The sequence below is a fragment of the Mycobacterium alsense genome (assembly GCF_002086635.1).
Classification (GTDB): domain Bacteria; phylum Actinomycetota; class Actinomycetes; order Mycobacteriales; family Mycobacteriaceae; genus Mycobacterium; species Mycobacterium alsense.
This window is the reverse complement of sequence record NZ_MVHD01000017.1, coordinates 81,121-93,236: the sequence shown is the minus strand read 5'-3', so window position 1 is coordinate 93,236 and position 12,116 is coordinate 81,121. Positions and strand designations below refer to the sequence as shown.

Annotated in this window: 12 protein-coding genes; 6 read left to right on the top strand and 6 right to left on the bottom strand. The window is 62.0% G+C overall.

What is annotated here, in order from left to right; genetic code table 11:
• Positions 1-337 precede the first annotated feature (337 nt).
• On the top strand, positions 338-1,033 hold the full coding sequence (locus BST11_RS12555; protein ID WP_244897631.1) for an HNH endonuclease: 696 nt from the start codon (positions 338-340) through the stop codon (positions 1,031-1,033).
• Positions 1,034-1,068: 35 nt separating this feature from the next.
• Here the strand turns inward: BST11_RS12555 and BST11_RS12550 are convergent, their stop codons facing one another.
• The 5 genes from BST11_RS12550 to BST11_RS12535 all read right to left on the bottom strand — a co-directional run bounded on the left by BST11_RS12550 (position 1,069) and on the right by BST11_RS12535 (position 6,250).
• Positions 1,069-2,313: a DUF4236 domain-containing protein gene (locus tag BST11_RS12550; RefSeq protein WP_158086788.1), complete on the bottom strand. Its 1,245-nt coding sequence runs from the start codon at positions 2,311-2,313 to the stop codon at positions 1,069-1,071.
• Positions 2,314-2,455: 142 nt separating this feature from the next.
• Positions 2,456-3,625: a His-Xaa-Ser system radical SAM maturase HxsC gene (gene hxsC / locus BST11_RS12545; protein ID WP_083138282.1), complete on the bottom strand. Its 1,170-nt coding sequence runs from the start codon at positions 3,623-3,625 to the stop codon at positions 2,456-2,458.
• Positions 3,613-5,076 (bottom strand): His-Xaa-Ser system radical SAM maturase HxsB, encoded by a 1,464-nt coding sequence (gene hxsB / locus BST11_RS12540; RefSeq protein WP_142276318.1) that lies wholly within the window; start codon positions 5,074-5,076, stop codon positions 3,613-3,615. Before hxsB ends, hxsC begins: the two co-directional genes overlap by 13 nt.
• Before the next feature lie 286 nt (positions 5,077-5,362).
• Complete coding sequence (locus tag BST11_RS27130) at positions 5,363-5,659, bottom strand: hypothetical protein (RefSeq protein WP_142276317.1); 297 nt, start codon at positions 5,657-5,659, stop codon at positions 5,363-5,365.
• Positions 5,660-5,797: 138 nt separating this feature from the next.
• Positions 5,798-6,250 carry a VOC family protein gene (locus BST11_RS12535; RefSeq protein ID WP_083138280.1) on the bottom strand — a complete coding sequence of 151 codons (453 nt, stop codon included), beginning with the start codon at positions 6,248-6,250 and terminating at the stop codon, positions 5,798-5,800.
• 127 nt (positions 6,251-6,377) lie between these two features.
• Between BST11_RS12535 and BST11_RS12530 the strand changes: the two genes are divergently transcribed.
• From BST11_RS12530 to BST11_RS12510, 5 genes are all read left to right on the top strand, one after another.
• Positions 6,378-7,631: a cytochrome P450 gene (locus BST11_RS12530; protein WP_083138279.1), complete on the top strand. Its 1,254-nt coding sequence runs from the start codon at positions 6,378-6,380 to the stop codon at positions 7,629-7,631.
• Positions 7,632-7,639: 8 nt separating this feature from the next.
• Positions 7,640-7,867, top strand: a complete 228-nt coding sequence (locus tag BST11_RS12525) for a DUF167 domain-containing protein (protein ID WP_083138278.1) — start codon at positions 7,640-7,642, stop codon at positions 7,865-7,867.
• Positions 7,868-7,899: 32 nt separating this feature from the next.
• Positions 7,900-8,757 (top strand): phytanoyl-CoA dioxygenase family protein, encoded by an 858-nt coding sequence (locus BST11_RS12520; RefSeq protein ID WP_083138277.1) that lies wholly within the window; start codon positions 7,900-7,902, stop codon positions 8,755-8,757.
• Positions 8,754-10,139 carry an FAD-binding oxidoreductase gene (locus BST11_RS12515; RefSeq protein WP_083138276.1) on the top strand — a complete coding sequence of 462 codons (1,386 nt, stop codon included), beginning with the start codon at positions 8,754-8,756 and terminating at the stop codon, positions 10,137-10,139. Before BST11_RS12520 ends, BST11_RS12515 begins: the two co-directional genes overlap by 4 nt.
• Positions 10,140-10,367: 228 nt before the next feature.
• Positions 10,368-11,642 carry an alpha/beta hydrolase gene (locus BST11_RS12510; RefSeq protein ID WP_083138275.1) on the top strand — a complete coding sequence of 425 codons (1,275 nt, stop codon included), beginning with the start codon at positions 10,368-10,370 and terminating at the stop codon, positions 11,640-11,642.
• A 4-nt stretch (positions 11,643-11,646) separates the two neighbouring features.
• Here BST11_RS12510 and BST11_RS12505 read toward each other — a convergent pair whose 3' ends face one another.
• Complete coding sequence (locus BST11_RS12505) at positions 11,647-12,081, bottom strand: protease inhibitor I42 family protein (protein WP_083138274.1); 435 nt, start codon at positions 12,079-12,081, stop codon at positions 11,647-11,649.
• Positions 12,082-12,116: the final 35 nt, after the last annotated feature.

Here is a 12,116-nt window from a genome sequence, read left to right as displayed (position 1 = left end):
CACCTTCAACGGCCGGATCACCCCGACCGGCAACTAACCAATGCCAAGGTCGGATCCACCGTTAATCAGACAGCCCCTGGTCAAGTGGCTAGTCGACGTTCAGGGCCGAACTTCTGGAATACCGTCGAAGGCATGACTTTTGCGGGCGCCGCGGGCCGCCTGCATAGTGCCGTTGCCATGGGTTTGATAGCCATCGTTGCAGCGCCAAGATCATCAGTACGAGGCACCCGGTTGAAGGAAGCACAGCATATAACTGAAATTGGCGATCCTTTCGGTCAACCTATAAGCCATGCGTGTGTTTCTGTCCCGGTGCGTTGCGTTGGCCTAGGATCGAGCTGTGATTGTTCCGGGAGAGGTCATTTCTTATCTGGAAATGTGCCGCGAAGAGGGCGTAAATTTCCAGCGGGGTATGAACTATCGGAGCGGAAGTCAGCCCAGCGTCATTCTGATGAGCCGCCGGCTAGGTGCCCCCTACGACGACCGCATTGAGCAAGATGGCCGAGTGCTTATCTATGAAGGCCACGACCAGCCAAAAACTCGAGGCGGGCCAGACCCGAAGACTCTCGACCAAGCCGAACGCGTGACAAGTGGCAAGCCCACGCAGAACGGCCTCTTTCTGCAGGCTGCGCGACGTTACCGGGAAGCGGGCACCCCCGCTGAGCACGTGCGAGTGTACGAGAAAATGCGATCCGGCATTTGGACCTTCAATGGAACGTTCCGCCTTATCGACGCATGGCGAGAGCAATCCAAACAGCGGATGGTGTTCAAGTTCCGGCTCGAAGTAGACGCGAACGCCACTCCTTTCATCGACTCGCGAGAGCCACAACTCGAGCAGAACCGGCTCATACCAACGAGTGTGAAACTGGCCGTATGGAGCCGCGACAGAGGCAGATGTGTGAAATGCGGAGGGATGGACAACTTGCACTTCGACCACATCATTCCCTATTCGCGCGGGGGCTCATCCCTTGTCACCGACAACATTCAATTGCTATGCGCGCGGCACAATTTAACGAAACGCGACAAAATCGAATAAGTCAGCGAGTTGTCATCGTGCGGGTAGCTGGGCGCCTATTTTTTCGCGCGTTTCAGCTCCGAATTGCACTTCTCGCAGGTAAAACTCAACACGCTGACCGATGCATCTTGAATATGCCCGCATCTAAAACACTTTACTTTTGTCGTTTTCCCACCACGAGCAACCGACGGATACGGATCAAGCGAAGTTGTGTTGATGTCAGAGGCAGCGGGCTCAATTGGGGCAGCAGAAATGACCTGTGAAATCGGTTCAGCAGCGTCGGCACGAGAGATTTGAATTATCCAGTACAGGCCGCTCGCTGAAGTAATAACCAGCCTGCCATAAAGCAAAATCGGAAGAATCCGGTTGTTCTTGTAGCGCCGGTCTGGGCCGCCCTTGACTTTTACATATTGCCAAGTGCTATCTACCTGGAGAGCGTCGCTAGGTGGCAGTGAACTCTCAATGAAGCGTTGTTCCTGATGGAACACCCGCAGCGCCTGATACTCAATATCGCTGTACCGCTTCCCCTCGCGGACCAACATGCGATCCGGCAGTAGATACAACGCGGAGTTTCCAGCAGTGATTGACGGCACGGCGATGTTCGTTGCTAACTGCTTGATTTTGCCCGATGTGCTCGCTGTTGCGCCGATCGTTTTGACTAGCGAGCTGGCGCCCGCATTCACCTTATAATTGTAGGTGCCCACAACGTCACCTGACTGAACGATGCGCCACACCCGTTGCGACTCAGTCAGCCAGCGCCATTCGGTTACGAGATTTTCGAACCACCAGGCTGCATCGTCGTGAACGTCATAGAAGAGAACGACCGTGCGCCTCGCCTGGTCATTGAAATAAAGCCAAATGCAACTTGCGCCGCCGAGCACCCAGATAATGATTCCCCACGGGATGGTCATCACGCCAAAGAGGAACACTGCGATCGCCACAGGCCACCACCACACGAATCGTCCAGCTGCGGCGTTAAGTTGATCGACAAGGTCGCCACGACCTGTTGGTTCTAGAGACATTGCCGTGGCGCCTGTTACGTCTTCCATTACCACGTCGCTTGGACGGAATACAGGTAGCCGATCCTGCAGTGGTTGGCTGAGCCGCGGTGAAGGCCGCTCAAGCTGCCCGTTCAACGAAGCTCGATAGTAGATGCCGTTACGGCCCACGTGGACATAGTTGCCGCGTGGTCCTGTACCGATCCGAAAGCCGGGGACGCCAGCGCTCACCCCGATGCCCGACTTGCTCAGGTTGAATCGAAAGGGACCTGCCTTAACGCTTTTTCGTATATAGAAGCCCACTATGCGGCCACCTTAGTCCATACGTTGAGTACGTTGAGGCACGCCTGTAGGCGAGCGAGCCTATTTAGCCAAGCAAAGCGTGACAGGCGTGTATTCATATGAATCGTCCATTCTCCAACACTTTATCGCCTCAATGCCCTTGCTAAATGGCCGCTATCCCCCGACTGAACTTCGGTCGTCCCGTGGAAAAGAATCCGGCGCAATCAGCGCGAACAGAGCATGACTCGCATTCTGCGACATACGCGTTCTTCCAATCCGAGATCGATTGCACAGCGAAAGGTCGGACGCTGGGATCAAGCACACAGAGCGGTAAGTTGTAGACCGAGACGTTAAACCCAGCGCACGAGAGGATTTCAATGGAGTCCGCCAGTTGCACTTGATAATCGATCGGATCCATCCAGAGGATCTCATCGTTTGCAATCGCGAAACCGGTGTTTTCCAACCCCATAAGCGCTACGTGATCCACGAACGGGAGATTCCGAGCGAGCCACACGCATGTTTCACGGAGGCGTGGAGCGGTAATGGCATGCAGCACAACACGTATTTCGACTCGTTGACCGCAATCCTTCAAACGCAAAATACCAAGAACTGTCTGGTCGAAAGCTCCCTTCGCCTGCACGACGTAATCATGGACATGATCAATGGCCGCATAAATCGGAATACCTGCCGAGAGCTTCCGATGGCCGACTGCCGCCCAGGCGCTGACCACTTCGGAGGATGCGAAGGCGCGGCCATTAGTCAGCACGTGCACCGCTGTGTCCGGGAGAAGGTCGCGAGTCAAGCTGAGCAGCCCAATAAACCTGCGCCAATCAGTTAGGGGTTCGCCGCCAGTGAATGTCAAGGAGGTTGTCTGCGGGTCAACTAGCGGCAGCGTTTCCTCGATCTCATCGATCAGCCAGCCGTCATCGACGGACTTCGGCGGCTGCGAGCACATAAGACAATAGTTATTGCAACGCTCAGTGACGAGGAAGAAGTTGTGCTTCGAGGACCGCCGGTAGAGCACCCGCACTCGACGGGTTTCAGGGTGGATACGCACCACGTCGCCGTCGTGAAGCTCAGCGAATTCTGTGGCCAATCGGAGATAACTCAACGAAGCTTGGACCGGCCGCTCCTCACGCGCGATAGCAAGTTCATAACCGTGCGCCTGCGCCAATTCCCAATCGTCATGAGATGCAATCAGAGCAGCATCTCGTTGACACGATGGGAAATACACAGGCGACCTGAGCCGCCAGGATTGTCGCTCCGTTCCCAATCGTGCGATGTCGGCAGCTGCTGCGCGGCCAGAAAGAATGAGCGGCTTCACCGCGCCCACCTCCTGAGAATGGTGGCGTCCTCCGGGGAATGTTCCAATAGCTCGAACAGGTGTGTGATTACGCCCTTCTGTCGCTCACAGAACTCCGATAAGGGCTTAATCCCTACCACGTCTCCCTGAGTTGCATGGTGATAGACGGGGTCGGCGCCGCAGTGGGGTTCGAAGACACAACTGGAGCACTGCGGTGCTGTTTGCGTCAACGACTCAGCGACCGCCGAAACCAGCGTGTCAGACAGTACCAAGTCTCGGTAGCTGTGCTCGTACACACTGCCGAGTTCGAAAGTGCGATCCCCCATCTCGGCAAGCATTCGGGCTTCGTCAGATGCGAACACCGCACCGTCGTAGTTATAGACGAGGGCACCTAGCCCTATTCCTGCTGGGCTTCTCAGGTCGACATAACCGATGGGTTCGTCGCTTAGCATCCGTCGAAGGATCAGCGCCGAATAGAACTCGGAGAAGTGTCGACCGGTTTTGTTAATGTCGAGAATATACTGAAGGCCGCGTTTCCAGAAGCTAAGCCAATCCTTGGCACGATACTTGTGAAACTGCTTGGTCTTGATCGCGAAGCCATATGGCGAAAGCGGTCGGAGGAAAATACCATCGAGGCCCTGCGCAATGTATTCGTCGACGATATCCTCGACGCGATCCAGGCTAGCCTCTGTGGTTGTCATCAACGCACCTACCCTGTCGGGCCCCAAACGTTCTTTACTCCGCGCGATGCCTGCTACCGCCAGTTCGTAGCTATTGTTGAGTTTGCGTGGCCGGTTCTTATTGTGAAGGTCTCGTGGCCCGTCGAGTGACGTAGATAATAGAATCCCGTGCTTAGCACAGAAGTCGAGTACCTCGTCATTCAGCAGTGCCAAGTTGCTTGCGATCACGAACTGAAGCCGTTTCCCCAAGGGAATCGCCCGCTTACTCGCGGCTAGCACGATCCATCGGATGAGCTCAAAATTGAGGAGCGGCTCACCCCCTTGGAACTCGATCTTGATCAGCCGGGACGGCGCGGACAGGGCAATGTCCAACGCCTTCGAGGCCGTAGCTTGGTCCATGTCATAGCGTGAGCGGTCTTTGCTCTGACGAGAGACTTGGCAATAGGGACAAGAATGCTCACACCGAAGCGTGACGACGAATAAGTGAAGAGGTGTCGCCGATCGCAAGTAGCTTAGACGACTGCGTAAACGCAGAGCCAGGAGCTGCTGTTGGGAACGTTGCTCAACAGAGCCGATGAGAAGTTTCTCGAACGCGAGCTCATACAGACCGTCGCCTGGGGCGACGTCGAGCGCACAAAGACGGTTCAGCTCGGCCTGGGTCAATTCCGCCATGTCACCGACCAAATTGCCGACAAGAAAGCGGTCAGCGCCAAGCCGTTCAAAGCGGATTGGCAACAATTGGAGCGCTTCCGATGCAGGAGCAAACAAATTCGGCGGTGAGAAGCCGGCCACAGCCTTCACGTACCTTCTGCCAAAGACCCGAAAGCTAAGGCGACAATGACGTCGCGCAGCCGGTCAGTCTCGCGCCTCACCTTTTCGCGAAGGTTCTCGTCCGTAACTAGGTTCAAAAAATGAGTTCGTAACTCATCGCCATCAAGTTGTGGCTGACACGACGCCAGCCGACAAACGTATCGCCCATCCAAGTCGTCTATCTGGCAGGTGGCCCGGCCGATCAGGCGGTACGCAGCTTCCTGCAATGATCCGAGCGATTGCGTGCCTGAGTCGAAGTCAATAATGACGTCTGACATCAGTACGAGCTAGATGCGTGCGAGGCATGAGAAGCGTGGGAGTAATGCGATCCGTGCTTCGGCACCATCACACCGTCGGCTTTTTGATAAACAGTGAAGCCCATAAGGTCCACGCGGCTCGGAAGCGTCGTCTCGTCCGTGGTCTCCGATGTCGCCTCGGCGAGAGGTGCCTCGCCAGCCGCAGCAGGTTGAGTCTCGTCAGGGTTGGTGGCATTCGCGAGTCCTTGCCAGACCGTTGGGGCGACCAGAGCGCTGATCGCTGCGGCCAGATTCACGATTTTGGTTTCTCTACGCATGACTACTCTCCGGGTGCCCTAGTCCTGCCTTTTTGTGACCTTACGTCTGGAAACGTTGCCCGAAAACGCCAAGGGAAGCATACGCGGATGGCAAGTTAATCACACCGGAAATGTAAAAATTGAGGTCGGAGCTGGAAGCTATGGACGCGCCGGCAGCACTGAAAGCCACCCCTCCGAAAGCAACTCCAGCAGCTGACCATCCGGATCCCGGATCATCGCCGCGCCCTCGGACACCGGGCCGTCGACCACGGCGCCCCCGAACTCCGCCACCTTCCCCAGCACGCCCGGAAGATCGGACACCGAAAACGAGATGTGCGTCAGCCCGATCTGGTCCATCGTGCGCTCGGAGCCAGCGTGCACCTGGCGCTGGGAGTAGTCGATCAGCTCGAGCACGAACCCGTCGCGCACCAGATAGGTCGCATGGGTTCCGAGCGGCTCGGGCAGCCCGACGAGCTGGGCGGTCATGTTGTCCGGCGGGTCGATCTCCCACCAGAACTGAAACCCGAGCAGGCCCTCGTAGAAGCGGCGCGACCGCTCACGATCGGCCACGCACAACCCGACATGGTTGAAAACCGTGCGATGACTAGCCATTCGGCACCTCTCGTAGCGAGCGGGCCCGCCGCCCTACCTCCGCGCGCCCAAAAGCGTAATAATGCAAAGATAGCGTAATAAGCGGCCACTACCGGCACATCAGCAGTTTCGGTTGGAGGGCTCCCCGATGGTCACCCGCCCCGGCCTCACCGACGACGCCGTCGTCGACTTCGATCATCACTCCGACGAATTCAACCTCAACGAGCTGGCCATCAACGCCGACCTCCGCCACAAATGCCCGGTCGCCTGGAACCGCAACTACGACGGCTTCTGGTACCTAGCCAGCTACGCCGCGGTTAGCCGCGCCGCCAGAGACGGCGACACCTTCGCCCACAAATACGAACCCAACTCAGCAGACGGCGTCGACTACCAGGGCGAGATGGGCGTCCCGCGGCCGGAGGGCCAGCCGGCCCTGGGCATCGGCGAGGTCGACGGCCCCTACCACCAGGCCCTACGGCACGCCCTGGCCCCGTTCTTCTCCCCCGGCGCCGTCCAGAAACTCAAGCCGTTCATGGAAGACAAGGCCCACGAGTTCCTCGACGCAAAAATCGACGAGGGGCACATGGACCTCGTCCTCGACTACGCCAGCCCGGTCCCGGCCATCCTCACCATGAAGCTGATGGGCCTGCCGTATGACAACTGGCACCTCTACGCCAACCTCTTCCACGCCGCCATGGCCGCCCCCCAGTACAGCCCCGAATACCTCGACGCCATCGGCAAAGTCCCCGCCATGATGCAAGGCGTCCTCGACTACGCGGCCACCCGACGCGCCAACCCCAAAGACGACCTGACCAGCTTCCTCATCCAGTTCGAATTCGACGGCCGGCGCCTGTCCGACGAACAGCTGCTCAACATCATCTGGAACCTCGTCGGCGGCGGCGTCGACACCACCACTTCCCAGACCGCCCTGACGCTCCGGCACCTGGGCACGCATCCGGCCATCAGGCAACAACTCATCGACAACCCGGACCTCTACCGCACCGCCACCGACGAGTTCCTGCGTTACTTCTCGGTCAACCAAACCCTGAGCCGCACCGTCACGAAAGACGTCGAGCTGAACGGCCAGCGCCTGCGCAAGAACGACAAAGTCGTCATCAGCTGGCTCTCGGCCAACCACGACGAAACAGAATTTCCTAACCCCGACGAGGTCATCCTCGACCGAACGCCCAACCGCCACCTCGCCTTTGGGCTCGGCCCGCACCGCTGCATCGGCTCGCACCTGGCCCGGTTGATGTCGGAGGTGATGGTCAAGGCGGTCCTCGACCGCATCCCCGACTACCGCGTCGACGTCGACAACGTCCACGAATACCTGGGCAACCCGAGCATGACCGGGCTGGGCAGGCTGCCGGTCACCTTCACCCCCGCGCCCAAGCGCGGCTAGCCGGACCCATGGCCGACATCGTCGTCGTCACGGTCAAGCCGGGCAGCCGCAAGGGACCCCTCGTGGAGACCGGTCCCGACGGTGAGCTGACCATCTACGTGCGCGAGCCGGCGGTCGACGGCAAGGCCAACGCCGCGGTCACCCGGTTGCTGGCCGACCACCTCGGATTGCCGAAAAGCCGAGTCGCATTGGTCTCCGGGGCGACGTCGCGGCAAAAGCGCTTCCGCGTCACTTGACCGGTGGTCACGTTGGGTCCAGGGTCGGATATGTGAGCATCGACGACGACCCTGTCACGACGCTGGACGACCTCAAGACCGACCTGGCCGGCCGGCACAAGTGGACGCCGAGCGCAGGCGCCTCGGTGGACCCCGCGATCGTCGACGCCGACATGGCCGCCCTCGACCGCGACGGCTATCTCATCTGGGAGAACCTGCTGTCCGCCGAGGAATGCGGCCAGATCCGCAACACGATCGAACCCTGGCTGGGCCCCACCGGCCGCAACTCCTTCGAGGGACGCCGCACCCAGCGCATCTACAGCGTGCTGAGCCGCACGCGCGTGTGCGACAGCCTGGTCGATCACCCGCGGGTGCTGGCGGTGCTCGATCGGCTGCTGATGCCCAACTACCTGCTTTCGGCGTTGCAGGCCATCAACATTCAGCCCGGCGAGTCCGCGCAACTGCCGCACCACGACGACGGCTTCTACCCCATCCCGCGGCCGCGGGAACCGCTGGCCGCCGCGACGATCTGGGCCATCGATGACTTCACCGCCGACAACGGGGCCACCGTCCTCTATCCCGGCAGCCACCGCTGGGGCAAGCGCCGCCCGGGCGACGACGACCCCGCGCTGCCCGTCGTGATGCCCGCCGGCTCGTGCGTCCTCTTCGTCGGCACCCTCTGGCACGGCGGCGGCGCGAACACGACCGAGCGCGCGCGCCTGGCCGTCACGGCCCAGTATTGCCAACCGTGGCTGCGCCCGATGGAGGCGTTCACGCTCTCGATCCCGCGCGACGTCGCCCGCACCCTCTCCGACGACATCAAGCGCATGCTCGGCTACAGCATCCACCCGCCGTTCGTCGGCGCGGTCGACGGCCTGCACCCGCTGCGGTTGCTGGACGAGCCTCGGTGAGCGACCCGACGGCGCGGTTCGCCGAGATCGTCGGCGACCACAACCTGCTGACCGGCGACGCGATCCCCGACGACTACTCCCACGACGAGGAGCTGACCCAGCCACCGCAGAAGCCGGCGTACGTCGCCAAACCCGCCACCGCCGAAGAGGTTTCGCGGCTGCTGGTGGCCGCCTCCGAGGGCCGCATCCCGGTGACGGCCCGCGGCTCGGGCAGCGGCCTGTCCGGCGCGGCGATCCCGCGCCAGGACGGGCTGGTCATCTCGTTCGAGCGGATGAACGCGGTCCTGGAGGTCGACACCACCAACCAGGTCGCCGTCGTCCAACCGGGCGTGACGCTGACCGCCCTCGACGCCGCCACCGCCGACACCGGGCTGCGCTACATGGTCCACCCCGGCGAGCTGTCCTCCAGCGTCGGCGGCAACGTCGGCACCAACGCCGGCGGGATGCGCGCGGTCAAGTACGGCATCGCCCGCCACAACGTGCTGGGGCTGCAGGCGGTGTTGCCGACGGGCGAGATCATCCGCACCGGCGGCAGGATCGCCAAGATCTCCACGGGCTACGACCTCACCCAGCTCATCGTCGGCTCCGAGGGCACCCTGGCCCTGGCCACCGAGGTCATCGTCAAGCTGCACCCGCGCCTCGACCACGCCGCGACCCTGCTCGCCGCGTTCGCCGACTTCGACCAGGTGATGGAGGCGGTGCCCAAGGTCCTGGCCAGCGGGCTCGGGCCCTACATCGTGGAATACATCGACAACATGACGATGGCCGCGCTCATCCACACCCAGAACCTCGAACTCGGCATCCCCGACGCCATCCGCGACAGTTGCCAGGCGTATCTTGTTGTGGCGCTAGAGAATCGGACTGCTGGCCGGCTGGGCGAGGACGTTGAGCGGGCCGGGGAGCTGCTGGCCTCGCTGGGCGCCGTCGACGCCTATGTGCTGGAAGGAGTTTCGGCCCGCAAGCTGATCGAGGCGCGCGAGAAGGCGTTCTGGACGGCCAAGGCGATCGGCGCCGACGACATCATCGACACCGTCGTGCCGCGCTCGGCGATGCCGAAGTTCCTCGCCGGTGCGCGGGGTCTGGCTTCGGCCGCCGGTGGCGCCGCGGCGGGCTGCGGGCATGCCGGCGACGGCAACGTGCACCTGGCCATCATCTGCAAGGACGCCGCGAAACGGAAGCAGTTAATGACCGACATCTTCGCGCTGGCAATGGAATTGGGCGGCGCGATCTCCGGCGAACACGGCCTGGGCCGCGCCAAGACGCCCTACTTTCTGCGGCTCGAGGACCCGGCGAAGGTGGCGCTGCTGCGCCGCATCAAGGAGAGCTTCGACCCGGCGGGGATTTTGAACCCGGACGTGTTGTTCGCAGCGGGAGAGGCCTGAGCGCCGCCAAACCCCATGCGTCACAAGAAGTCAGGCGCATGCCAAATGCCCACCTCACAGCGACAACGGGCCGACCCTGGCGCGCTATCCCCGCCGTTGTCGCTGTGAGGTGGGCAGACAGGGTGTCCACTTTTCCAGGGACGCCCGGGGCTGATGTGACATAACGAAACACCCGCTCACCGGGGACCACGAAAGCGGAGTCTACGGGCGACCTCGTAAGGTGACCGAATGCAGAAGGCTCGACTCATCCACCAGGCCCGGCAAGCCGCGTCGCTGGTGGTCACGGCGATCACCGCCCTGTCCACCCTCAACGCCTACCGTCCGCTGGCCCGCAAACGATACGCGTCGCTGTTCTCGTGGATGTTCGGCCTGGTGGTCACCGAGCTGCCGCTGCAGACGATGGCCAGCCAGCTCATCGGGCTGGCGCTGACGTCCCGCCGCCTCAACCGGCCGGTGCGCGCCCTGGCCTGGCTCACCGCGGCCGTCTCGGCGGCGGGCCTGCTGAACTTCAGCCGCGCCGGCCACCAGGCCAACGTGCCGCTGACCAAGGCGCTAGACGAGGGCCTCGGGCCCGCCCGGCGCACCGACTCCGAGGGCCTGTGGCGGCGGCCCCACGGCGCGGGCACCGCCAAGGCCCCCGGTCTGCTGCGCATGATGCGGATCTACCGCGACTACGCCCACGACTCCGACATCAGCAACGGCCCGTACGGCCGCGCCAACCACCTGGACATCTGGCGCCGCGAAGACCTCGACCCCAACGGCAAGGCGCCGGTGCTCTTCCAGATCCCCGGCGGCGCCTGGACGACGGGAAACAAACGCGGTCAAGCACATCCGCTGATGAGCCACCTCGCCGAACTCGGCTGGGTGTGCGTGGCGATCAACTACCGGCACAGCCCGCGCAACACCTGGCCCGACCACATCGTCGACGTCAAGCGCGCCCTGGCCTGGGTCAAGGAACACATCGCCGACTACGGCGGCGACCCCGAATTCGTCGCCATCACCGGCGGATCGGCCGGCGGCCACCTCTCGTCGCTGGCGGCGCTCACCCCCAACGACCCTCAGTTCCAGCCCGGGTTCGAAGACGCCGACACCCGCGTGCAGGCCGCGGTCCCCTTCTACGGCGTCTACGACTTCGCCCATTTTGACGGCTCCATGCACCCGATGATGCCCGGCCTGCTGATCAAATCGATCATCAAACAAAAGCCCGCGACGCACCTGCAGACCTATACCGCCGCGTCGCCGATCAACCACGTAAACGCCGACGCCCCACCGTTTTTCGTCCTGCACGGCACCAACGACTCGCTGGCCTTCGTCGAACAGGCGCGCGCGTTCACCACCAAGCTGCGCGAGGTCAGCAACAACCCCGTCGCCTACGCCGAACTCCCATTCACCCAGCACGCCTTCGACATCTTCGGCTCGGTCCGCGCGGCGCACACCGCCGTGGCCGTCGAGCAATTCCTGGCCGAGGTGTACGTCGCACAGCTGAAGGCCAACGTGGCCTGAGCGGCTACTGCACCGTCACGTTCGCGGTATACGTGCACGCCGGTTTGGAGTCCTTGCCGACGATGCTGACGTAGGCGGTGCTGATCGTGGTCGTCCCGGGTTTCAGCGCCGAAAACGTCCACACCTGGGTGCCGGGCGCGCCCAGCGCGTCGGTGGTCGGTTGCACGAACTGGTGGCTGGTTTGCTTCACGATCGTGGGGTCGCCGATCGTCGTGTCGATTGTCCACCGGTACGGGGTGCTGTAGTTCGAGCCCAGCTTCACCGTGAGCGTGTTGCCGACCGCAAGCGTGGCGTTCTGCGTGATCGGGCTCTGCTTCAGCACCTCGCTCATCGGGACCTCGAGCGTCTTGCTCGTCGGCGGGTTCCTGGACCCGAACGCGCAGCCAACGGCCAGCGACGCCACGAGGACGACGACTGCCAGCAGCGGCCTGGTCTTCAACGAAACCCTCCCCATCGGTTCGCCTCCGAACCCTA